We start from the raw sequence: 24,013 nt of genomic DNA, 5'->3' as shown, positions 1-24,013 counted from the left end.
GCTTTATAAAATGTCTTTTCAAGGGGATGATAAACAGTAAATGTCCAAGGAAGTGATGATATGTCAGAGACAGATATGTCAAAATACGAGAAGAAAATTGTTGTGCGTAACACAAGGATGGAAGACATTGATGAAATAATTGCTTTAGGGAGAAAATGCTTTCCTAACATGGATCCTTGGAAGCGGGAACAATTGGTGAGTCACATTCGAATTTTTGCTGATGGCCAGTTCTGTGTGGAATATGAGGACAAAATTGTGGGTTCCTGCTCGAGTCTAATGGTGAATTTTGATGAATATGAAGATCAGCACACTTGGAATACAATTACTGACAACGGTTATATCACCAATCACGATCCTGATGGCTTTAATCTGTACGGGATTGAAGTGATGGTGGACCCGGAATACCGTCGGATGAAACTAGGGCACCGTCTTTACGAGGCACGAAAGGAACTGGCCCGTGAGTTAAATCTTCAAAGCATTATCATCGGCGGAAGGATCCCGAATTATCACAAATACAAAGAGGAAATGACAGCTCGTGAATATGTTGCAGCAGTAGAGAAACACAGTATTTATGACCCGGTGTTGTCTTTCCAACTCCTTCAGGGGTTTACCATTAAACGGATTAACACAAGGTACCTCCCGGATGATAAAGCATCTGACTCTTTCGCGACACTGATGGAATGGAACAACATAGATTATCGTCCGAAGTCCCGTCGTGTATACCGTGCATCTTTCCCTGTGAGAATTTGCTCCATCCAATATATGATGAAAAAAATAGATTGCTTTACAGAGTTTACCCGCCAAGTTGAGTATTATGTTGACGTTGCCGCTGATTTCGGTTCAGATTTTGCCGTGTTTCCGGAGTTATTTACAACCCAATTAATGTCGTTTCTGGAAGAAAAACGCCCGGACAAGGCGATTCGTCTACTTGCAACTTTTACAGATCAGTATATAGAACTGTTTACAGAACTGGCTGTACGATATAATGTCAATATTGTCGGGGGATCACATTTCGAGGAAGTCGATGGGGATATATTCAATGTCGCTTATCTATTTCGTCGTGACGGAACGATTGAAAAACAGTCCAAGATTCATGCAACTCCAAACGAACGAAAGTGGTGGGGGATTTCTGAGGGGAATGAAATTAATGTGTTTGACACAGATTGTGGAAAAATCGCTATACAAATCTGTTATGATATCGAATTTCCGGAACTTGCCCGAATCGCCGTCGATAAGGGAGCTAACATTATTTTTGTCCCGTTTTGCACAGATGATCGCCAAGGATATTTAAGAGTTCGTTATTGTGCACAAGCTCGAGCGATTGAAAACCAAGTATATACCTGCATCGCAGGAACTGTAGGCAACTTGACACATGTAGAAAATATGGATATACAATACGCACAATCCGGGATTTTCTGCCCTTCAGATTTTGAGTTTGCAAGAGATGGGATTGTTGGGGAATGTGATGCAAATGTAGACACAGTTGTTGTTGGTGATGTTGACCTTGAGAAGTTAAGACGTTCACGAAACTCGGGTTCAGTACGCCAATTGCATGATCGCCGACATGATTTATACCGAATTGAATTGAAAGACCTGAAGACTGGAAAATGAAAAACTCATTGGTGTAAATCAAGGACCTATCACTCAGATTCCAGTGTATCAAGGACAATTTTTAGAAGAAAAAAGACGGAACTGGACCGTCTTTTAAGAAAGGCTTTTTTCGTAAGTGTTGTTTTTACAAAACTAAATTATTTTCAGGTCGAGAGGATGGATTAATTGACGTATTGTCTGCTTTTACTGGCGAATTTGCCGATTTCATTTGCGAAAAAGTCACTTTTATTTGCAGATAGCAGTTTTCTATTTCAAAAAGCGATTATCTTTAAGAAGAGCCTTAAGAAAACACGAAGGAATAATTTAGTCCAATTCTCTTGCAAGTGCCCGACCTGCCTGCCTTCCTGTGAAGAGGCACCCACCGACAAAGGTTCCTTCCAGTGAGCGATAGCCATGGACACCGCCTCCGCCAAACCCTGAAACCTCACCCGCGGCATAGAGACCCGGTACAGGACCTCCGGATGAACTGAGAACCCGGCCGGATAAATCCGTTTGCAAGCCGCCAAGTGTCTTTCGGCTGACAATATTTAAACGAACCGCAATTAATGGGCCGTTTTTTGGATCGAGAATTTTATGAGGCGGGGCGACTCTGATCAGTTTGTCTCCCAGATACTTTCGGGCTCCACGCAATGCCGTGATTTGCAGGTCTTTCGTAAATTGGTTATCCATTTCCCGGTCCCTTGCACGAATTTGCCGCTCAATGTCGGAAAGGTTAAGCAAGTTGTCACCGGTAAGTTTGTTCATTCCTGCAATCAGTTCAGGGAGTGTATTCGCGATAATAAAATCCTCACCTTTATCCATAAACGCTTTTACTGGTGCAGTAGGGCCGGGGAGGACTCTGGATAAAACTTTTTTTATGCTTTTGCCTGTTAAATCAGGATTTTGCTCAGAACCTGAAAGGGCAAATTCTTTTTCAATGATTTTCTGTGTCAAAATGAACCAGGAATAATCATAGCCGGTTGCTTGAATGGCTTCTAAAGTACCTAATGTATCGAAACCGGGAAAATTAGGTGCAGGAAAACGCCTGCCTTTTGCATCTAACCAAAGGGAGGAAGGACCGGGGAGAATTCGGATGCCGTGATTTGGCCAGACCGGGTCCCAGTTTTTAATGCCTTCCGTATAGTGCCACATCCGATCTCGATTTACAATTCGGCCGCCAGCTTTCTCTGTTATGGCCAGCATACGTCCATCCACGTGCTCCGGCACACCGGAAACCATATTTTTGGGTGGTTTGCCAAGCCGAACAGGCCAATTTTTACGAATCAATTCGTGGTTTCCGCCGATCCCGCCGCTTGTTACCATTACAGCTTTGGAATGGAACTCAAAATCACCGGCAACTTCACGTGAGCTTGCTTCACCCCGTAGGGCAGAGCTTGGAACAAGAATATTCCCGCGTACTCCGAAAACGGTACCATTATCTGTTATTAATTCATTAACACGGTGACGGGGACGATAGTCTACAAGATCATTTTTTATTTCTTTACGGACTCTTTCTTCAAATGGTTTAACAATCCCCGGTCCGGTTCCCCATACGATATGAAATCTTGGAACAGAGTTTCCATGGCCTTCAGCCAGATAGCCGCCACGTTCTGCCCAGCCAACTACTGGGAAAAAGCGGACTCCCATCGCATACAGCCACTCGCGTTTTTCTCCGGCAGCGAAATCGACATAAGCCTCGGCCCATTTTTTGCCCCAATAATCTTCGTCATCTTCGCGATCGAACCCGGCGGCTCCTAACCAGTCCTGCCAGGCAAGTTCCTTAGAATCCTTAATACCTATCCGCCTCTGCTCTGGAGAATCGACAAGAAACAACCCGCCAAAAGACCACCATGCCTGTCCGCCGATATTGGATTCAGGTTCTTGATCGAGAAGCAGCACCTTCTTTCCTGCATCTGCAAGTTCTGCTGTAGCCACTAAGCCTGCAAGTCCGGCACCAACTACAATCACATCAAAATTCAATGTTATACCTCCCTTTGCTTTAAGAATCTAGTATTATTTCAATTTTACAAAAAGTTAGACAATTATTTCTACCCGATTGATTATATTTTTTTAGAATAAGTGGTGAGAGTGGGGGTTTGTCTCTTACATTTATATATTTCTCGAATACTATTGATATAAAAGGCCGGTGAATAAAATGTACTTGGTTGGTTTCTATTCGCCAAAAGCAAAATCAGGCGTGACTGAATTGTGTTTATCTATTTACAATTGGCTTAAAATGAATACAACCTTATCAGCTGCCTATATTTCCTATGGGACGTTAGAAAAAGAAGAGATTTCCAATGAAATCATCCATGAATTCTCCAAATTATCATTAACCGAACAAAAACAAAAGGTTAAAAAGTTGAAGAAAGAATACGATATTGTTATTTACGATGCCTCCAGCCAGCTTTCAGAGGGAGTATTAAAACTACTACCAATAGTGGACAGGTTATTTGTTGTAGGTGAAGAACATAAGGATTTTGCAGTAAAACTTCAACAAATCATTCAATTTGACAAAATTTTTGATAAGACCGTAAAAAATTTTATTACCCATTTACAAGGTAATAAAACCTTTATTATCCGTGAAAAAAAGGAAGATCATGTAATTGGCTTTAATTACTCAAAAAAAGAAACTACTGATATTGGGCAAATGATTTATACAGATTATGTAACACATTATTTAAATGAAAAATTTATTAAAAAAAATGAAAGAGTGTTAAAGATAGTTAAACAAATTCCCAAAGATGAGTTGTTTCAAGGCATATATGGGTTAGGTGTTGATTTTGAAAAAGCGATGCTATTTCATAAATATGTGATTTTGCGGGAAGTATTAGGCCAGAATTACACAGATGCATTAGAATCCCTTTTTCCACTTTTAATTGATTCCCCATTCGAAGAGTTGTTAGAAAAGTTTCAAAATGAATTATTTTTTATAACGAAGCTTAAAATTTAACAATTTTCATTTACTCGAAACCGGGCAGAAATCTTTTTCTCTTTCCATATGGACACATACACTAATTTGCAACCAGTTGAGGAGGAGATTAGAATGGAAGAACAATTCCTAAGAAATATTAGTGCTTATCCTGATCATGGCTATCACCATGGTCACGGGGGTTATTATCCTGATCATGGCTATCACCATGGTCACGGGGGCTATTATCCTGATCATGGCTACCATCATGGGCATGGCGGTTATTATCCAGGTTATGGCTATCATCATGGGCATGGCGGTTATTATCCAGGTTATGGCTATCATCATGGACACGGCGGTTATTATCCAGGTTATGGCTATCATCATGGTCATAGCGGTTATTATACAGGACATATGTAAGACACATAAATTCATTAAACAAAGGCTGCTTAGGGCAGCTTTTATTGATTTACACGGATCTACGGTTTTACATTTCTTAAAGATTTTATGTGGGATGTTAATTGAATAAAAATGGTAAAATAACTTATATTCAACGGAGGAAGGAAGATAAAAATGGATATAGTTAAAACACTAAATAAAACGAGAATCTACATATTTTTTCTGATTTTACTTCCCCTTGTTATCGCTTCAGTATTTTATTTTAATAAGCATGCAAATGGACAAGCGGTCAAAAATTTACATCTAAAATATGGGGACAACGCTATGCAATCATTCGATCTTTATGCGCCGAATGTTACTAGCACGGCAAAAATGCCTGTGATTATTTATGTACATGGCGGGGGATGGTCGGGAGGAGATAAAGATAACGTTGCAGAAAAGCCGTCCTTTTTTACAAATAAAGGCTATGTATTTGTTTCTGTCAATCATCGTCTTTCTCCAAAAGCAACGTACGAAGAAATGGCAAATGATATTTCTTTATCGGTTAAATGGATTTATGAAAATGCAGACAACTATCATCTCGATAACACCAAAATCAATCTGATGGGACATTCTGCCGGCGGGCATTTAGTGATGCTTATCGGAACGAATCCAAAATATTTAAACAAAGTCGGCCTATCCCCAAATTCATTGAAATCTATCGTCAACCTGGAAGGCCCTCTTGATTTGACAGATTTTATCCAAAGATTCGGTACCTATAAAAAAGTATTTGGGAATGATCAGAAGGTCTGGGCTGAAGCATCTCCTATTACCTATGCAACTAATAAAAACCTTCCGCCTATGTTTTTAGTTACCCGACGGAAAGATTCCATTTCCACATTTGTTCAAACGACCACTACAGCCGGCAATACGGCTGAGTTTTTTGAATGTAAGACACTCTCTCATAGCGGAGTCACCAAATTCCTTGGGGCTGCCAAATCAACAGAGGAGGCAAAGAATATGACAAATGAGGTAGTAGCGTTTTTGAATAAATATAATCGGTGATGGCTATAAGGAAGGCGAGTTAGGGCAACTCCTAATTCCCCATTGAAAAAGGATTTTATAAATAAATCTATAACTTACCGAATACAAATTACCATAATACTTATTTTGAATTTTCAATATTATTGAAAGTAGGTATTAGGTGATGAAGTCCAAAATACATCGATGTAACTGCCGAAAAACTTGGTCAATTCAAAACAGAAAAACGCGTCTAACCGCGAGTACCGTACTTCTTAATGGAAAATGGATAGCAGAAATAAAACCCGAAAGAACATGTAACCCGAAAGGCTTTGTTTCAACCAATAGCATCCAAAATATCATTTTTAATCCTGCAATTGAATTAGTCGAGCAATTTGTAAAGGTCACAAAACTGATTTATGACAAAAATAATGTTAATTTTAATGTGAATCAGGGAGAGTATTTATATTTTGCGGAAGATGGCAGCTGTTACATTCTTAGAAAAAAATGAACAATTGAGTCAATTCTTAATAGGATCGAGCTAGGAGCTGTCACTGAGGCAGCTTTTTTTATTTACTCTCCCAGGTTTATATTTTTGGTAAAAACGAGAAAACATGTATTCATGTTTGGATTTTTCACGAGAATATAGGTACAATCTATTACATGAAAGTTTTATCGACAAAATTATTATGATTGGGGAAAGGATTCATGATTGCAAAAACACCTGAGGATTTTAACGGTTTGAAAGAAATTGGCAAAATTGTTGCAGCCATTAGAGATGAATTGGTACAAAGAACGGTTCCAGGCATAACGACCAAAGAACTTGATGATATAGCCGGTGAGCTTTTTGAAAAGGCGGGAGCGATTTCGGCTCCAAAGGGTGAATATGAATTTCCAGGCTATACCTGCATTAGTGTTAATGAAGAAGTGGCACATGGCATTCCGGGTAAACGGATTATTCAGGAAGGGGACTTAGTTAATATAGATGTTTCAGGCTCCAAGAACGGTTATTTTGCTGATACGGGGATTTCGATTGTAGTTGGCGAAGGAGATGAAATGTTAACTAAAATATGTGAGGTTGCAAAAGAGGCATTTGAAGCAGGACTTAAGAAAGCTAAACCTGGTTCCAAAATAAGCGGTATGGGGAAAGCAGTATTCCAAACGGCAAGACGGCATGGATTAACAGTTATCAAAAACCTTACAGGCCATGGGATTGGCCGAAAAATTCATGAAACACCTGAGTATATTTTTAATTATTACGAACCGTCGTATGATAATTTGCTAAAGGAAGGAATGGTTATCGCTTTCGAACCATTTATCTCAACCCGTGAAGAGGAAGTTTTGGAGCTGGAAGATGGCTGGACCTTTGTTACCGAAAACAGCTATGTAGCTCAGCACGAACATACGATGATCATCACTAAAGATGGTCCGATTATTTTAACACTTTAAGAAAAGCGGAACCGCCAGTTTAGAGACGTACACTAGTCGCTGGGCGCCGGGGCTGGACGCAGTGTGTTTTATCCTTTTAATCCACTGCTTTTTAATATTTTTGGTATCGATTCATTGCTTGGGAACACGTGAAATTGATTAATTAACATTTGAATTTAAAAGATTTTTGGGTATATAATAATTAATATTCAATAGGCGATGGAGTTCGCCATAACTGTCTCTTGTGACTAATGACTCCTACCAGTAAATGTTATGTTGTTACTGGTAGGAGTCTGTTTTTTTAGACGATATACGAAGGAGTGTTTGGATGAATATAATAGCAGTCGGGATAGGCGGGTTTTTTGGTGCCGTTTTGCGGTATTCGATTGGAAAAGTAATGCCTTCTCCGTCAGGATTTCCGTTTGGAACCTTAATGATCAACCTTTTGGGGTGTTTATTTCTTGCATGGTTTTTCACCATTTCAGCAAAAAAGTGGAAGATAAACCCAAACTTAAAATTAGCTATTGGATCAGGATTCACCGGGGCATTTACCACATTTTCCACTTTTTCTGTTGAAACATTGAATTTGATAAAGAATCATCAATATGTATTTGCTATCCTCTATTTGCTGCTGAGCATAGTTGGAGGAATAACTCTGGCCTTGTTTGGTTCAAAATTGGCCACATATAGTTCACAATCTAAAAGGATATCAAAAGGAGAGTCGTAACGATGTTATTTGTTGGGATCGGGGGTATATTTGGCGCAATTTCGCGGTTTGTACTTGGAAAATGGATTACAAGCAAGACAAAGGGGAAACTCCCATATGGCACTTGGATCATTAATTTGAGCGGTTCACTTGTACTTGGTTTTCTTGCCGTTTTGCATCTGCGACATCTAATTTCAGATTGGTTATGGTTTTTTTTCGGTACTGGTTTCATTGGAGCTTATACTACTTTTTCAACCTTTGGCTATGAAACCATTCAGCTGTTACATAAAAAGGAAACAAAAACGGCACTAATTTATGTTACTAGCTCAGTATTATTAGGGGTCCTTTTCGCATGGATTGGAGGATGGGTTGGAAGTACGTTTTAACAATCATTTTAAGAGTGAAATGAATCGGAACTTAGCCACCTTTCCCTTGCACATTGCCAATGGCAGTCCTAACCAAGGCTTAGTCGGCCAGGACAAGTAGGAAAATGCCTATGTCAGTCCGAATGCGAGGGTTGTTCGGACAGAACAAACAGGAAAATTACTTATGATAGTCCGAATAAGGGGGGTGTTCGGACAGGACAACCAAGAATTTACCTATGGCAGTCCGAATGCGAGGCTTATTCGGACATGCCAAACAGGAAAATTACTACTGGTCCTTAAATTTGTTCTTTCGGTGTTTACGATGTCCACGTTATCAGGATTTATATAACTTTGCCATCCAAATTTCTAAAAATCCTTCCTAATGTTAAGCACATCCGCAGCAGGGCTTAATTTGTGGTTGTGTTTTTGCTTGAGAGTTTAATGGTTTATTTTCATCGTCTGTAACAGTGTAGAACTTCCAAGCGTCTCTGGCATTCCTTTCAATTTCTTCCTGACGAAATTTGATCCATTGTAAAACTCCATATTCATTAAACATCCTTAACTCCTCCTGTTAATCAAATTATATTGATATATTAATCAAAAAAAGTTGATGAAACGATGAAAAAAATAGCAATCAGCTTGGTTTGAATAGACAAGAAAGGTCATGATACAAAAGATGGTTGAGTTCTTCTTGATACAGTTCGTAATAACTCCAAGTTTCTTTTGTGATAATGTTTGCATCTTATAAATCTTTTATGATAAGACAATTTTGATTTGAATTTTTTTCACCAACTTCATAAATCAAATAATCTTGATAAATTTATATTATATCCAATATTTTCTTTTGTCAACAATATTTATCAAAAAAATTTGATTTAGGTTAGTGCCTATTCAAACGTAAGAAGATGCCAATTTCTTTAAATGAAAAAATGTATAAACACCAATGACATAAATAGGAAGGTAAGTGAATAAAAAATTATTATTACTAAATAAATTTAATAGATAGGATGGTATTATATTGAATTCAGAAGAAGTGCTATACAATGGAAACCTCTACACCATTATTTATAAATATACTTCCGGCTATTGTGAAATAAGAGAAGTAGATAACAAATTAAATGTGGTATTAGTCCATGAATCAGAAGTTCATAGGGTACATGAAAGGCCGTTATCTAGGTAGGGGAATGGCCTATTTTACTATTCATCATGATATAAGGATATAGTTCTAGAAACTATCATAAAGACACATTCATATAAAAATGAGGTGTCTTTTATCTTTAGCCATCGATAGGAGGGGTTAAAGGGATGTTCGTGCAAAACGTATAGCATGTTTTATATAAATGGAATATCTCGGAAGACAAACAATATTATGAATATATATCAAACAATACATGGAGGTGTTCTTGATGTTAAATAAAAAAATGTATCGTTCTCTTTTGCTGGTAGGAATTCTCACCACAAGTGTATTAGCCGGATGTGGTACAAGTTCCTCATCATCCTCTCAATCACAGGCATCTAAGCAACAGATAATCAAAGTGGCTGCTGACACAACTTTCCCTCCATTTGAATCCGAAAAGGATGGGAAGGTTCAAGGGTTTGACATTGACATGATCAACGCTATAGCTAAGCAGGAAAATCTCAAAGTAGAGCTTTCGACGATGCAGTTTACTGGACTTATTCCAGCTCTGCAAGCTCAGTCGGTTGACGTGGCTGTTGCGGGAATCACGATTAAGAAAAGCCGATTAAATGCAGTCGATTTCTCCAATGCATACTATAAATCGGGTCTTTCGGTCCTAACAAAAACCAATTCCCCAATTCAAAGTGTCGACGATCTCAAGACCAAACTCGTTGCAACAAAAAAAGGAACGTCATCTGTCGATTTGTTGAAATCTAAAGGGATTCCGGAAAAGAATATTAAACAATTTGATAATATCAATGATGCATATAGTGCACTCGCAAGCGGGGGGGCCGAAGCTGTTGTTTTTGATAACCCGGTTAATTTAGATTATGCCAACAGCAATAAAGATGTCCATGTAGTCGGAGGTTTGTTAACCGGTGAGTATTATGGGATTGCTGTAGTTAAAAATAATCCGGAATTGCTAAAAAAAATCAATGATGGGTTGAAAACAATCAAAGCAAATGGAGAATATAAGAAGCTGTTTGCCCAATACTTTGGCGGGGATCAAAGCGGAGCGGTTCAGGAGGAGCTTGACCCAGCTAAAGTTGCCTTGGATGATTCAAAAAAATAAGCATCAGGCGTAGCTCTCTTTGCTACGCCTTTGTTTTCATAAGGGGGGAATTTTCTTGAACTCTTGGAGCATTATGGTACATGCCTTTCCTCAATTACTGCATGGTTTAGGGAGAACCGTAGAATTTTCGCTTGTCGCTATTTTTCTAGCAAGCATTATTGGACTTATTGCCGCATTGTGTAAACTTTCCCGTTTTCCAGTGTTAAGAGGAATAAGTTGGCTATATGTTGAGGTTTTCCGCGGAACTCCTCTGTTAGTCCAACTCCTTTTTATCGCATTGGGTTTACCTACGATTATTCCATTAAATAAATGGTTTGGGGCAGACGTTTATCCCTTTATCGCGGCTGGAATCGGATTAGCCTTAAACGAAGGAGCATATATTACAGAAATTATTCGTGCCGGTATACTGGGTGTGGACCGCGGCCAAAGCGAAGCCGCTCATAGCATTGGTATGACTCGGATTCAGACTATGATCTATATAATATTACCGCAAGCCTTTAAACGAATGATTCCTCCTTTGGTCAATCAATTTGCACAAACAATTAAGGATACGTCGCTGTTAGCTCCTATTGCGATCGTCGAACTCCTATACACAGGCCAAATCATTATTGCTGAAAACTTTGCGGGATTTCAAATTTATGGAGAAGTCGCGATTCTATACCTCGTCATCATTTTCACTCTTACTCGAATAGCAGGTTATCTAGAGAGGAGGCTGCAAATTGATAAACGTTGAACATTTGAAAAAATCCTTTGGTTCATTGGATGTATTAAAAGATATCAATGTTCAGATTCAACTGAAAGAAGTAGTCGTGGTTATCGGTCCATCCGGAAGTGGCAAAAGCACTTTTCTTCGGTGCTTAAATGGGCTAGAAAAGGCAACGGGGGGGACGATTTCGATCTTTGGCACGGAAATCACCCATCCAAAGACAAATATAAATCAACTTTGTCAAAAAGTCGGAATGGTTTTTCAACGATTCAACCTGTTTCAGCATTTAACTGTCCTTGAAAATATTACGATTGGAACCCGGAAAGTGCTAAAAATGTCTAAGGAAGACAGTGAAGTGCTGGCCCGACAGCTGCTTCAAAAAGTAGGGTTATCTCAAAAAGAAAGCAGTTATCCGGATGAATTATCCGGAGGTCAACAACAACGGGTAGCAATCGCTCGTGCCCTGGCGATGAAGCCGGAGGTCATGTTATTTGATGAACCGACGTCTGCGCTTGATCCTGAAATGGTAGGCGAAGTGTTGAAAGTAATGAAAGATTTGGCAAAAGAAGGCATGACCATGATTGTGGTTACGCATGAAATGGGATTTGCAAAAGAAGTGGGGGATCGAGTGTTATTTATGGACGAGGGTACTATTATCGAGGAAGGGAAACCAGAGGACTTGTTTCATTACCCTAAGTATGAGAGAACCAAAAGCTTCCTTGGGAAAATTTTGCATTAACAGAAAACGTCTGCCATTGAGGTAATCTTTTTACTAATGCTGATGTTTGGCGAATTAGTTGGAGAAACTTAAAGATTGATATTTTAGGATATCACCTATTAGATCTCGGTATTCAATTTTTAGCCCTGGGTAACCAGGGCTTTTTTGGTAATTTCATATTTTGTTATTTTTCCTTCATATATTTAAGCTATTGCTAAAAAAATGAAGGGCTGGGAATGATTCTATGATCCAATGAACCAAGTAAAATTCCAGTCCAACTGGCATTATCGTGAGTTAGAAGCAGCACTAAAGTTAACGAGGAGGAATAAAGATGAGTCTTTCCCATATATTTGAGTGAGTACTCAATCAAGAAGGGAGAGACTTAAAATGTCCAAAGTGGAAGGAAATCCGTTTTTACATGTGGATTTTAAGAGCATACAATTTTCTTTTTCTGAAATAAAGGATGAACTTAGCAGTGAAATGAACTTTTCCAAAAAACACTGGGAAATTATTGAGGCAGCGATCCGGGTGTTCTCTGAAAAGGGGTTTTCTGCAGGTCGAACAAGTGAAATCGCTAAAGAAGCCTGCGTGTCAGAAGGAACCATTTTCAACTATTTCAAGACGAAAAACGACTTGCTGCAAGCTTTATTGCTTCCATTTTTTCAGCTAGTTACTCGTCCTTTCATCCTCAATGGTATCGATTCATTCCTGACTTCACGACCAGAGATAGGGGTTGAGGAGGGCCTAGCTAATCTTGCGCTAGATCGGGTAAAACTCATAGAAGAACATCGTGGCTTGGTAAAAACTGTGTTTGCCGAAACGATGTTTCACCCAGAGTTGTTCGAATCCATTCGGGAAAAGATACTTCCTGTTGTAGTTGAGGCAACTCAAACGATTTTCGATTCAGAAGTCGAGCGCGGGACTTTTCGTAAAGTGGATAGCCTGGCAACAATGAAGGTTTTTATGGGGATGATTTTTGCACATGCAACATTTAAGCAACTGAAGTTGTTTTCAGAAAATTATGATCAACAGGATGATGAAGTAGAAATTCGCCGTATGATCGATATTCTTCTTTATGGTGTGAGTACTAATCAAACCACTCATTTTTCAGAGGTATGCACGAAGTAAACGAAAATATATGTTAAAAACTATCAAGTAATTACTCAATCTAATGCTCTATTTTTGCTTAAATTGATTTTAACGATGGAGGTGACAGAGCATGAATCAAACACCAGACTCAATCTATGAATTAGAGCGGATAAAATCCCCTGCTATACAAATGACACTCATTATTCTCGGAGTGTTTATGGCTATTTTGGACACAAGTGTAGTCAATGTGGCGATCCCCAAAATGGAGACAGCGCTGAACGCTAGTACTGATCAAATTCAGTGGGTTGTGACAGCCTACATGCTCGTACTTGGGATGCTAATTCCAATTTCCGGGTGGCTGACCGATAAATTTGGAGCAAAAAAGCTCTTTCTGTTTGCCTTAATCACCTTCACTATTGGATCAGCACTATGCGGAGTTGCATGGAATCTGGACTCAATAATTTTATTTCGAATCGTTCAAGCCATTGGAGGGGCTTTGATGCAGCCAGTTGCTATGGCGATGATCTTTCGTATATACCCACCTGAACGACGGGGGACAGTAATGGGCCTCTTTGGTATTGCCATGATGGCGGCACCTGCCTTTGGTCCTGCACTGAGTGGCTATTTGGTGGAATATTGGTCTTGGCGTTTCATTTTCTACATTAATGTTCCAATCGGTATTGGAGCAGTGATTCTTGGAGCGCTTATGATGCACGAATTTCCACACGAGGCGAAAGGCAAGTTTGATATTTTGGGCTTTATCTTCACGGTTATCGGTTTCGGAAGCCTATTGTACGGGTTCAACCAAGTATCTTCCAATGGGTGGGGTTCGACAGAAGTTGAATCATTGCTTTTTGTTGGTGTAGTTTGTTTAGTCATCTTGGTCATCGTTGAACTAAAGGTAAAGAATCCGATGATTAAATTGCAGGTGTTTAAAAGCTACCAGTTTAATATGAGCCTCATCCTTATTTCGATTATGAGTATTTCGATGTTTGTGGGGATTTTTTTCCTTCCGATCTATCTTCAAAATATCCGGGGATTTACGGCTATACGTACAGGACTTTTTATGACACCTGCTGCTTTAGCCTCGGCGGTCATTATGCCAATCAGCGGCCGATTATTTGACCGGATTGGAGCACGCCCGTTAGGTATCATTGGACTCGTTATTGTTACACTGGCCACACTGGGATTTACCAATCTAGGATTGGATACAAGTTCATCAACTATCCAATGGCTATATATTATGCGTAGTGTTGGAATATCCGTTGCCATGATGCCTATCATGACAGCCGGTATGAACGCGATTCCATTTGAATTGACCAGTCAAGGTACGGCTATGAACAACACAATGCGGCAAGTTGCGTCCTCATTTGGCACTGCAATCCTCACGACCTACATGATCACTCAATCAAAAATACATGCTTCGCAAGTTTTATGGCAAGTAACACCGACCTCCCAATCTGGTCATTATTTCATGAAGATTCAACAATTATTACAGTCTCACGGTATGTCGGTTTCCAAATCTAAACAGACAGCCCTAACTATGATGAATGGAATGATCCAACAAAGGGCAATTGTTGCAGGTATGAACGAGGCATTTATGGTAGCAGCCATTTTAACAGTGGTAGGTGTCATTCTTGTCCTATTTTATAAAAGAAAAAAGGAGGAGATAGAGGAGTCTAAAAAGACAAGAGCTGCGGTAATAGATTAGATCATTGATACCAAATATTGAAGGAGATCACACTTATTAATTTAAGTGAAAACCATAGGGAGTGACTAATTATGAAAGAAACTAAACGGTTGATACTCTTTAATGTTGTAATCATTCTGATTGTTGTTATCGCTGGATTTGCAGGCTACTACTTTTATAATCAATCTTCACTATACTTAAAGACGGATAATGCCCAGGTCACGGGACAGCAACTAGTCATTGCAGCGCCGGAAGCAGGTAAGCTTGTTTCCTGGAATGGTTCAGCTGGCACAAAATTCAATTCAGGGGATACAGTTGGTCAAGTTCAACTATCCAATGGGAATACGTCTAAAAACATTAATATACCGATACCACAGGACGGGACCATCGTTCAAAACAATGCAACGACGAATGAATATGTTGCACCGGGTACACCACTGGCTTATGCCTACGATATGAATAAACTCTATGTGACTGCAAACATTGACGAAACCAAGATTCAGGACGTAAAAGTTGGAAATACTGTTGACGTATACGTAGATGCATTCCCTGATACTACTGTTACAGGCACTGTAAATTTCATTGGTCAGGCTACAGCTTCAACATTTTCTTTGATTCCTTCATCAAGTACGAATGCCAATTTTACTAAGGTTACTCAAGTCATACCGGTTACAATTGAACTGAAAGGTATACCAGCAGGCCTTGAGCCAGGTATGAACGTAAGTGTTCGGATACACAAATAGCAAAAAAAACTCTACTCTCATTTATTATGATGAGGGTAGAGTTCATATGAGTGACAAAACTGCTTATCGAAAGGTTCTTTTTGGAACTAAGTTTAATTTCGTTTCCTTATTCTTATTCTCCGCATCCGTTACTTCATCCATTAAGCTTAAACACATTCCAAACATTAAGGTAATTAAAGAAGCAATGACAACGCCTATACCTGTTGCGGTATAAAAATAGCCTCCATTGGCAGCGCTTACAAAAAAGCTTGTAAAAAAAATGATGATACCTAAACCTACCCCATAAATAGACGCTTTAAATATCTTTAAATATTTATATTGCATGGTCATCATCTCCTTTACTGAATATTCTACCAATTGTCACAAAATTGTCAAACTTTTTTAAAAAAATACTTCCGACAAAACAAAATATTTGCAATTTAAAGTTTCCTATAGACAACTTTCCGAAAGAGGGAGTCTTCATTCAGGAAATGATAAAAAAAAATCCTAAACTTTGAATTTAGGATTTTTTTAACTACTTTGAAAGCAAATAATACTGTGTATTCCAACAAGAAGGGACAAAATGGAAACATGAATGAGGACTGCTCCCAAACTCAAATGAGTATAAATCAAAAGAGCGCCACTTAATCCTTGCAGGAGAATGAATAAAAAACTAATGAGACTAAAGCGATAGATGTTTGGTCGAACTTGGCGATATTTTTTGGCCATCCTTATCAGTAAGAAAAATAAAATGATTAAACCGAGTGCAAACAATCGATGAATCACGTCGATCCAAAAGGCATTTCCGACTGCTGCGTAGTTTTCAGTTGGAATGGGAAAACCGCGAAAGGCTTCACCCGAACCAGTTTTGGCCACATATCCTCCAAAATAAATGGCTGCATATAAAAATAAAAAAGTAAACCATGAAAGAATTCTAAAAGAAGATGGCATCTTTCCTAAATGATGAATGTCCCTTTCTTCCAGATAAATAACATAAGCAATATTCACTAAAGCAGAGAATGATATGAGGGCAATGCCAAGATGAGCCGCCAGAAGCATCGAAGAAAGAGAAATCATAACTGTCAATGCACCTAAGGTCGATTCCCCAAGGATTCCTAAAATAGCAAAAAGAACCAGCCATTTAATCTTACGTGATCTGTAACGAAACCAAGCGACGGCCGAAACAACGAATAATAAAATACTCGCCAGGCCAACAACCACTCGGTGGGTGTATTCGATAACAGAATGATAGTCTGAAAAGGTAGGAAAGAGACTTCCGTTACATAGAGGATATCCACGTCCACACCCCATTGCCGAATGGGTCATGGTATCAACAAACCCAATAATATTCACCAAAAATAGTGTTGCAGCCGCAATAATAGAGAGCCAAAAATAGCGCATCATTACACACCTCCTAAAAGATTCCGATTACCATGGTCGAAAACATCCCTAAAATATAGAATAATGAGCAAATAAATGTGCGTTTTGCCCAGATAAATTGATGGTCATCCTCTTTCCACATTTTCCATGTGCAATAAAGAAGAAAGCTATTAAAAATGATGGCACCGGCAAGATAAAAATAATTAAAGTTCCCGCTTACAAATAAGACTAAGGAACAAATAAATAAAAGAGCCATATAAAATAGACTTTGAATTTTTGTTGAACGAGGGCCTTTTACCACTGGCATCATTGGAATCCCTGCTTTTGTGTATTCCTCATTTTTATATAAAGCAAGTGCCCAAGAATGGGGAGGAGTCCATAGGAAGATAATCAAAAACATTAACCATACCGTAATGTTCAGACTGTCTGTTACGGATGCCCAGCCAATCAAAATGGGAAACGCTCCGGCTCCGCCTCCGATGACAATATTTTGAGGTGTCCGCCGTTTTAGCCACATGGTGTAAACAACAGCATAATAAACATACCCAACAGCATTTAATAAAGCTGTGAGAGGATTCACAAAGACAAACGCAACAACCACAGATAAAATTCCTAAAAAGATACCAAAGCGAAAAACAGATGGGTGAGTAATCAACCCGGCAGGAATAGGACGTTTTGCTGTCCGTTCCATCATTACGTCTATGTCTCGATCATACCACATGTTAATGGCCGCTGAGCCGCCGGCGGAAAGAGAAGCACTTAAAAGCATAGCAATTATCACAGAAATAGAAGGAACTCCTCTTTGGGCTACTATTGCTGCACAAAGCGAAGTAAAAGTTAACATGATCAATATTTTTGGTTTCGTTACTTCTATGTATGCAGAAATAGCCTGAGTCCATAGATGCATTCGAGAGGGCGATTCCTGACGAATTTCATTTAAAACTGACATTGACCCCTCACTCCTTTTTGTCTAACTCTAACGCCCAGCGATTAAAGTCCTTCGCTGGGCGCTTGAGCTATTTTTTGTATTATCAGAATTTCTATCTTTACTTCGATAACTGTCTAGCTCCAGCTCCGCAAAACGGACACTGGAGTTCTTCTTATTTTATTGAACTTGAGAATTAAACGACATAATCCACATTGCTCCGGCTACAATCGTTACAACGAATACTAGACCCAAAATCAATGCCATGACATTGTATCTTGGTCCTTCTCCATCACGGATATGCATAAAGAAGAACAATTGAATTACAAATTGCAATACAGCTGCAAGCAAAATACTGACCACGAGAGCAGATTTTGCTAACAAATGTTCTAAGACAAGTACAAGTGGGATGATCGTCAAAACAATCGAAAGAATGAACCCGATGATATAAGCTTTTATCGATCCGGTATGTTCATGATTTGACATTTACATCACCCCCATCAAATAAACAACCGTAAAGATAAAGATCCAAACAGCATCTAAAAAGTGCCAGTACAGACTAATAATTGAAATTTTTCGTTTCGTCACAGGAGTAATCCCTTTACGAGAAAGTTGAAAAATTAACCCAATCATCCAAAATATCCCAAACGTAACGTGAATACCGTGTGTGCCAACAAGAGAGAAGAAGGAGGTTAGAAAAGCACTCTTTGAAATGGTAGCTCCTTCAGCAACCATATGGGTAAACTCATTGATTTCAAGTCCTACAAATGTTGCACCTAGAGCAACAGTGACAACCAACCAGCTAATTAGTGCTTTTTTGTTTCCTTTATGCATTGCTAAAACAGCTAAACCGCTCGTAAAGGAACTTATTAATAGAATGAAAGTTTCGATGATAAAACCAGGGATATCGAAATCCTTAGCTGTAAACCCGCCATTTGTATGAGTGTGCAAAACAGCATAGGCAGCAAAAAAAGTAGCAAATAATAGACAGTCTGTTACAAGGAAAATCCAAAAACCTAAAACTTTTAACCCTTCCTGGTCAACATGACCATGATCGTGGTCAGAAACATGAGCAGAAACGCTTTGTTGCATGTTTACAACCTCCTAATTTGCAGTTCGTTGAACTGAAGTGTAATTCCTTAATGCTTTTTCAGTTCGCTCAATTTCTTCAACCGAAATGTAATAATCTGTATCGTACTGGAAAGAACGAGCGAATAATGTAGCGACTACACCAATTAAACCGAGAATTCCCATCCAGATCCATTCAAACGTAAAGCCAAACCCAGCAATAAAGAAGAAGCATGACATGATGAAAGGAATTCCTGTATTTTTCGGCATATGAATCGGTTCATACTTAATCGGTTCTGTTTTATAGCCTTCTTTTTTCATTTCTTCTTTTTGATACCACCAAGCATCGCGACCTTTTACAGTTGGTAAAATAGCGAAATTGTAAATTGGTGGAGGAGATGGAATCGACCACTCTAATGTTCGACCATCCCAAGCATCACCGGTTACATCACGTTCACCGTGTTTGAGGCTATAAATGATTTGCCATGCTTGGAAGATGAAACCAATACCCATTAAAAATGCACCAACGGATGAGATCATATTAAGAGGGGCCCAGCCCATATCCCATCCAGCGGATTGGTTATACGTATAAATCCGGCGTGTCATTCCCATGAAGCCAAGGGCATATTGAGGCATAAAGCATACATAGAAACCAATTTGCCACAACCAAAATCCCCATTTTCCTAACCGATCATTTAATTTAAAGCCGAAAATTTTCGGGAACCAATAATACATACCTGCTAGATAGCCAAACACGACACCACCGATTAATACTTGGTGAAAGTGGGCGATAAGGAAATAACTGTTATGATATTGATAGTCCGCTGGAGCAGCAGCAAGCATGACACCAGTTGCTCCTCCTACAAGAAAGGTAGGAACAAATGCATAGAACCAAAGCATTGGTTGTGTTAGACGAATTCGACCGCGGAACATTGTAAATATCCAGTTAAATACTTTAACACCTGTTGGAATAGCAATAATCATCGTACAAATGGCAAACACAATATTTACATCAGCACCGGCACCCATTGTAAAGAAGTGGTGTGCCCATGTGTAATACGAAACAACACTAATGGCAATCATTGAAAATACCATCGAGCCATAGCCAAAGATTCGTTTTTTAGAGAATGTCGCTACAACCTCAGAATAAACTCCGAAGGCAGGCAAAACCACGATATATACTTCAGGGTGACCCCACATCCATATCAAATTTACATACATCATTGGGTTTCCGCCGGCGTCCATAGTGAAGAAGTGACCACCGAGTAAACGGTCAATCGTTAGCATGGCTAATGTAACAGTTAGAATAGGGAATACTCCTAAAATCGCGATAGACGATGATAAAACTGACCAAGAAAATAAAGGCATATCTCTTAAACGCATAGAAGGTGTGCGCATTTTTAAAATAGTCACAATAAAGTTGATTCCTGTTGCCAAACTTCCAATACCGGAAATCTGAATGCCCCAAATCCAGAAGTTTTGACCAGGACCCGGACTAAAAGCATTTTCAGATAAAGGCGGATATGAAAGCCATCCTGCATCTGCCGAACCACCGATGACAAAAGAAATATTAAAGAGCATTGCACCAATGAAGAACAACCAAAAGCTGACTGCATTTAACATCGGATAGGCAACATCTCGTGCTCCAATTTGTAATGGTACAACCATGTTAAATAAAGCAAACATGAATGGCATAGCCATAAACAAAATCATAATCGTTCCATGCGTAGTAAAAATTTCATTATAGTGTTCAGACGGTAGAAAATGATTATTCGGAACAGCTAGTTGGAGTCGCATTAAAACTGCGTCTACCCCACCACGAAAAAGCATTATTAAAGAAGAAAGAAGATACATAATTCCAATTTTTTTATGATCAACGGTTGTTATCCATTCTCTCCAAAGATAGCCCCATTTTTTAAAATAGGTGAGAGAAAATACAATCGCAATTATTGCTAGAACAATAGAAACATCGGCACCATAAATCATTGGATCGCCTGTGACAAAAAAATGCGATTTATCCATAGAAATTTCCTCCTGATTTTTTATTTTCCCATATCCATTCCAGGCATGGACATTGACATACTGCCATCACCCATACCATTCATGTGGTGATAATATTTTCCGCCATTTTTATTAACAATGTCTTCAAATAGACCCTTTGGATAGGAAGAAAAGCTTAACTCTTTTTCTGTACTTGGTTTGGCTAATTTTTTATATCCATCATTAGTTAAAACAGGGGAGGTTTGCTTAACGCCATCTGCCCATTTATTGAAATCAGCTTGACTTACAGATTTGACCCTAAATTGCATATGTGCAAATCCTTTTCCTGTGAAGTTGGCACCCGAGCCAAAATACTCTCCCGTTTTATCCGCTTGGAGCCACAACCCCATTGACATACCAGGCATGGTATATTCCTGTCCACCTAATTGCGGAATCCAGAAGGAATTCATCGGCGCATCAGAAGTTAAAATAAACTGAACTGGAACACCTGCAGGAATCTCAGCATAATTGACAGTGGCAATCTTTTTGTCAGGATATGTAAACATCCATTTCCAATCCATTGATGTGACTTGAACCACAATCGGTTTAACATCCGTAACAGGTGGTTTTGTTAAATTCAAAGTTGTTTTAGCGGTGAATACACCAAGAATAGCGATAATAACAACAGGAATTCCCCACCAAATGATTTCCAGCACTTTGCTATCTGCCCATTCTGGTTGATAAGGAGCTTTGTTGCCTGGTTTATCACGATACCGAATCGCAATATAGACGAAAATACCTAAAACAGGAATAATAACGACAGCACATAAAATTACCGAAATGATAATTAAATGTAATTCTTGCTGGGCGACAGGTCCTTTTGGGTCAAGAACAATATATTTACTCTTATCGCAACCAGCCAAAAGTACCATGCCCAATAAAGCTAAAACAGAAAATTTAGCAAATTGGATCGATTTACTCAATGTAAGTTCCCCTTTCATTTGAATTGATTTTTAATCTAATCACTTTAATAATAGTAAAAAGCTATACAAATATATCAAAAGTAACAAAATTTGAGAATGGTATTTTTGAAAAAATAGATAGTTGTCACAAAAAGTTCATTATTGAATGCAAGATTATTCCTTTCATGTAAAAATTTTAATTAAAATCAAGAAAAATTATTTTCGTAAATACCCTAATAATCGGGGAGGCTTGTAACCATTTTTAAGTTTAAATTATTATTATTTTTATAGGTTAACTTGCAGATATTTTATAAAACCAAAAATAGGTCTCCCCATATAGGAAGACCTACAAACAAATATATCTTGTTTTAGAGTTTTAAAAGATTTCACTTTTTCTTCAGCGGCTCGTGCTCCTCCGACATTTCCATTCCATAAGCTAGCCTATCGGTAGCTAGATTCCTATTTCTGTTTCCTTCCCGCATGGATCCAATAAGCAATCGGTGAACGAAATATTCCCCAGTTGTTATGATTAAAGCTGAAATAATACTTCCCCAGGCGATTTGCAAATAATTGTCGAGAAGTACGCTACCAAAAATCCAAACAACCATATATGATAGAAGAAAATCAGCAATAAGTGCGTTCTTATTTCCGATCCGCGACAGCAAAATTCTGTCCCCGGCAAGATAGGAGACGACGGTCATCAGCACACTAAACAAAACAATATCCATCCAAGTGGCATTGAAAAATAGGTCAAGACCTACCGCATAAGCAACCAAGCACGTCACAAATTTCACAATTAAAGCTATAATATTATTCATTATTACTACCTCCTCAGCTTTCATTTTAGACAATATTAATAAAATCCATTCATCCACCCTATTAACTATAAATTGAAAAGGAAAACTAGTTATCCTTTTTCCAGAGACTGCACATTTTTAATTATTTTTTAAATAAAACAATAATCCAAGTTTGTTATAATGAAAATGCACGTTCTTTAAGATTAATTTTAATAATTTGATTTATGGGAAGGAGTTAAGATGTTAGAACTTATTTATCCATTTAATCCAATTGCACTTCATTTAGGACCTGTTGCTGTTCATTGGTACGGTGTTATTATCGGCTTCGGTGTTATTTTGGGACTATTGTTAGCAGACAAAGAGGGGAAAAAGAGAGGGATACCTTCAGGAACAATTTCCGATTTAATTATTTTAGCATTACCTATCGCAATAATTTGCGCTAGGACCTATTATGTTCTTTTTGAATGGAGTTACTATAAAAATCATCCGAGTGAAATCATTGCTATATGGCACGGTGGAATTGCGATTCACGGTGGAATTATCGGTGCTGTTTTAACTGCTATTTGGTTTTGTAAAAAAAGAAATATTTCTTTTTGGAAAATCTCAGATATTTTAGCTCCTAGTTTGTTACTAGGGCAAGCGATTGGACGATGGGGAAACTTTATGAATCAGGAAGCTCATGGTGGACCTGTATCTAAAAGTTTTCTTGAGTCACTACATTTACCTGGCTTTATTATTAACCAGATGAATATCAATGGCATTTATTACCATCCGACATTTTTATATGAATCAATCTGGAGTTTCACAGGTGTAATAATTTTAACCCTACTGAGAAGAACAGATTTTAGAAGAGGAGAGATTTTCTTAACATATCTGCTTTGGTATTCAATCGGAAGATTTTTCGTCGAAGGACTACGAACAGATAGCTTAATGTTAACATCTCATATTCGAATTGCTCAATTGATATCTGTTGTTTTAGTTATCGTTAGTTTCGTCCTTGCTTGGTATCGAAGAAAGAAAGGATTTGCACTTTTAAGTTCTGCTGCTGATTAAAAAGCTTACGATTTTTTCAAAAAGTCGTATAATATCAAAAATCTGAAAATAACATCGTCTTTTCTTCGGAAAAGGCGTTTTTTTGTCATCGACGAACTTCGTTTCATTTTAAAAAATGGAATGCTTTGGAGAGTAATATTCATTAGGAGAATAGAGGTCATCATACAATTGAATAATATAGAAGATGATTATATTATGAACATTTTAACGAATAATGTTAATTTGATTAGGTTATTGTAATAGTATCAAATATAAATCCTTTAGGAAGGATGTTTT

At 38.4% G+C, this 24,013-nt stretch carries 25 protein-coding genes and 1 riboswitch; of the genes, 15 read left to right on the top strand and 10 right to left on the bottom strand.

Going from position 1 to position 24,013, the window contains the following annotated elements; genetic code table 11:
- Positions 1-60 precede the first annotated feature (60 nt).
- Complete coding sequence (locus J2S10_RS16235; protein ID WP_307409628.1) at positions 61-1,611, top strand: bifunctional GNAT family N-acetyltransferase/carbon-nitrogen hydrolase family protein; 1,551 nt, start codon at positions 61-63, stop codon at positions 1,609-1,611.
- 303 nt (positions 1,612-1,914) lie between these two features.
- On the opposite strand, the gene J2S10_RS16230 is transcribed toward J2S10_RS16235, so the two are convergent.
- A complete protein-coding gene (locus J2S10_RS16230) occupies positions 1,915-3,570 on the bottom strand; it encodes an FAD-binding dehydrogenase (protein ID WP_307409626.1) in 1,656 nt (551 codons plus the stop codon).
- A gap of 175 nt (positions 3,571-3,745) precedes the next feature.
- On the opposite strand from J2S10_RS16230, the gene J2S10_RS16225 reads away from it, so the two are divergent.
- The 7 genes from J2S10_RS16225 to crcB (J2S10_RS16195) all read left to right on the top strand — a co-directional run bounded on the left by J2S10_RS16225 (position 3,746) and on the right by crcB (J2S10_RS16195) (position 8,419).
- Entirely contained in the window at positions 3,746-4,543 is a 798-nt protein-coding gene (locus J2S10_RS16225) for a hypothetical protein (RefSeq protein ID WP_307409624.1), read from the top strand.
- Positions 4,544-4,636: 93 nt separating this feature from the next.
- Positions 4,637-4,921 carry a hypothetical protein gene (locus J2S10_RS16220; RefSeq protein WP_307409622.1) on the top strand — a complete coding sequence of 95 codons (285 nt, stop codon included), beginning with the start codon at positions 4,637-4,639 and terminating at the stop codon, positions 4,919-4,921.
- A gap of 153 nt (positions 4,922-5,074) precedes the next feature.
- On the top strand, positions 5,075-5,944 hold the full coding sequence (locus J2S10_RS16215; protein ID WP_307409620.1) for an alpha/beta hydrolase: 870 nt from the start codon (positions 5,075-5,077) through the stop codon (positions 5,942-5,944).
- Positions 5,945-6,086: 142 nt separating this feature from the next.
- Positions 6,087-6,410 (top strand): hypothetical protein, encoded by a 324-nt coding sequence (locus tag J2S10_RS16210; protein ID WP_307409619.1) that lies wholly within the window; start codon positions 6,087-6,089, stop codon positions 6,408-6,410.
- A gap of 197 nt (positions 6,411-6,607) precedes the next feature.
- A complete protein-coding gene (map, locus tag J2S10_RS16205) occupies positions 6,608-7,348 on the top strand; it encodes a type I methionyl aminopeptidase (RefSeq protein WP_307409618.1) in 741 nt (246 codons plus the stop codon).
- 185 nt (positions 7,349-7,533) lie between these two features.
- Positions 7,534-7,595, top strand: a riboswitch (Fluoride riboswitch).
- Between the two features lie 60 nt (positions 7,596-7,655).
- Positions 7,656-8,054, top strand: coding sequence for a fluoride efflux transporter CrcB (gene crcB / locus J2S10_RS16200; protein ID WP_307409616.1), 399 nt, complete (start codon positions 7,656-7,658; stop codon positions 8,052-8,054).
- 2 nt (positions 8,055-8,056) lie between these two features.
- Positions 8,057-8,419, top strand: a complete 363-nt coding sequence (gene crcB, locus J2S10_RS16195; RefSeq protein ID WP_307409614.1) for a fluoride efflux transporter CrcB — start codon at positions 8,057-8,059, stop codon at positions 8,417-8,419.
- 364 nt (positions 8,420-8,783) lie between these two features.
- Here the strand turns inward: crcB (J2S10_RS16195) and J2S10_RS16190 are convergent, their stop codons facing one another.
- On the bottom strand, positions 8,784-8,954 hold the full coding sequence (locus J2S10_RS16190; RefSeq protein WP_307409612.1) for a hypothetical protein: 171 nt from the start codon (positions 8,952-8,954) through the stop codon (positions 8,784-8,786).
- An 850-nt stretch (positions 8,955-9,804) separates the two neighbouring features.
- Between J2S10_RS16190 and J2S10_RS16185 the strand changes: the two genes are divergently transcribed.
- The 6 genes from J2S10_RS16185 (at position 9,805) to J2S10_RS16160 (ending at position 15,593) form a co-directional block, all read left to right on the top strand.
- The gene (locus J2S10_RS16185) at positions 9,805-10,647 is read left to right on the top strand and encodes a basic amino acid ABC transporter substrate-binding protein (protein ID WP_307409610.1); all 843 of its coding nucleotides are present in this window, start codon (positions 9,805-9,807) and stop codon (positions 10,645-10,647) included.
- Between the two features lie 55 nt (positions 10,648-10,702).
- On the top strand, positions 10,703-11,380 hold the full coding sequence (locus tag J2S10_RS16180; RefSeq protein WP_307409608.1) for an amino acid ABC transporter permease: 678 nt from the start codon (positions 10,703-10,705) through the stop codon (positions 11,378-11,380).
- Complete coding sequence (locus J2S10_RS16175) at positions 11,367-12,092, top strand: amino acid ABC transporter ATP-binding protein (protein ID WP_307409606.1); 726 nt, start codon at positions 11,367-11,369, stop codon at positions 12,090-12,092. The genes J2S10_RS16180 and J2S10_RS16175 overlap by 14 nt, the downstream gene beginning before the upstream one ends.
- A gap of 366 nt (positions 12,093-12,458) precedes the next feature.
- On the top strand, positions 12,459-13,199 hold the full coding sequence (locus J2S10_RS16170) for a TetR/AcrR family transcriptional regulator (RefSeq protein WP_307409604.1): 741 nt from the start codon (positions 12,459-12,461) through the stop codon (positions 13,197-13,199).
- Between the two features lie 91 nt (positions 13,200-13,290).
- Positions 13,291-14,871: a DHA2 family efflux MFS transporter permease subunit gene (locus tag J2S10_RS16165; RefSeq protein WP_307409601.1), complete on the top strand. Its 1,581-nt coding sequence runs from the start codon at positions 13,291-13,293 to the stop codon at positions 14,869-14,871.
- Positions 14,872-14,942: 71 nt separating this feature from the next.
- Positions 14,943-15,593, top strand: coding sequence for an HlyD family secretion protein (locus J2S10_RS16160; RefSeq protein ID WP_307409599.1), 651 nt, complete (start codon positions 14,943-14,945; stop codon positions 15,591-15,593).
- Between the two features lie 63 nt (positions 15,594-15,656).
- Here the strand turns inward: J2S10_RS16160 and J2S10_RS16155 are convergent, their stop codons facing one another.
- The 8 genes from J2S10_RS16155 to J2S10_RS16120 form a co-directional block, all read right to left on the bottom strand.
- Positions 15,657-15,917, bottom strand: coding sequence for a hypothetical protein (locus tag J2S10_RS16155; RefSeq protein WP_307409597.1), 261 nt, complete (start codon positions 15,915-15,917; stop codon positions 15,657-15,659).
- 186 nt (positions 15,918-16,103) lie between these two features.
- The gene (locus tag J2S10_RS16150; RefSeq protein ID WP_307409595.1) at positions 16,104-16,976 is read right to left on the bottom strand and encodes a COX15/CtaA family protein; all 873 of its coding nucleotides are present in this window, start codon (positions 16,974-16,976) and stop codon (positions 16,104-16,106) included.
- A 10-nt stretch (positions 16,977-16,986) separates the two neighbouring features.
- Complete coding sequence (locus tag J2S10_RS16145; RefSeq protein WP_307409593.1) at positions 16,987-17,901, bottom strand: heme o synthase; 915 nt, start codon at positions 17,899-17,901, stop codon at positions 16,987-16,989.
- A 156-nt stretch (positions 17,902-18,057) separates the two neighbouring features.
- Positions 18,058-18,363 (bottom strand): cytochrome o ubiquinol oxidase subunit IV, encoded by a 306-nt coding sequence (cyoD, locus tag J2S10_RS16140; protein ID WP_307409591.1) that lies wholly within the window; start codon positions 18,361-18,363, stop codon positions 18,058-18,060.
- Complete coding sequence (cyoC, locus tag J2S10_RS16135; protein ID WP_307409589.1) at positions 18,364-18,969, bottom strand: cytochrome o ubiquinol oxidase subunit III; 606 nt, start codon at positions 18,967-18,969, stop codon at positions 18,364-18,366.
- A gap of 12 nt (positions 18,970-18,981) precedes the next feature.
- On the bottom strand, positions 18,982-20,967 hold the full coding sequence (locus tag J2S10_RS16130) for a cbb3-type cytochrome c oxidase subunit I (RefSeq protein WP_307409587.1): 1,986 nt from the start codon (positions 20,965-20,967) through the stop codon (positions 18,982-18,984).
- 20 nt (positions 20,968-20,987) lie between these two features.
- A complete protein-coding gene (locus tag J2S10_RS16125) occupies positions 20,988-21,908 on the bottom strand; it encodes a ubiquinol oxidase subunit II (protein ID WP_307409585.1) in 921 nt (306 codons plus the stop codon).
- Between the two features lie 365 nt (positions 21,909-22,273).
- A complete protein-coding gene (locus J2S10_RS16120) occupies positions 22,274-22,705 on the bottom strand; it encodes a YndM family protein (protein ID WP_307409583.1) in 432 nt (143 codons plus the stop codon).
- Between the two features lie 219 nt (positions 22,706-22,924).
- Here J2S10_RS16120 and lgt point away from each other — a divergent pair, with 219 nt between their 5' ends.
- Positions 22,925-23,737 carry a prolipoprotein diacylglyceryl transferase gene (lgt, locus tag J2S10_RS16115; RefSeq protein ID WP_307409581.1) on the top strand — a complete coding sequence of 271 codons (813 nt, stop codon included), beginning with the start codon at positions 22,925-22,927 and terminating at the stop codon, positions 23,735-23,737.
- The last annotated feature ends 276 nt before the right edge of the window (positions 23,738-24,013 follow it).

Source organism: Neobacillus ginsengisoli (assembly GCF_030813055.1).
This window is presented reverse-complemented; position numbering and strand designations above follow the sequence as displayed.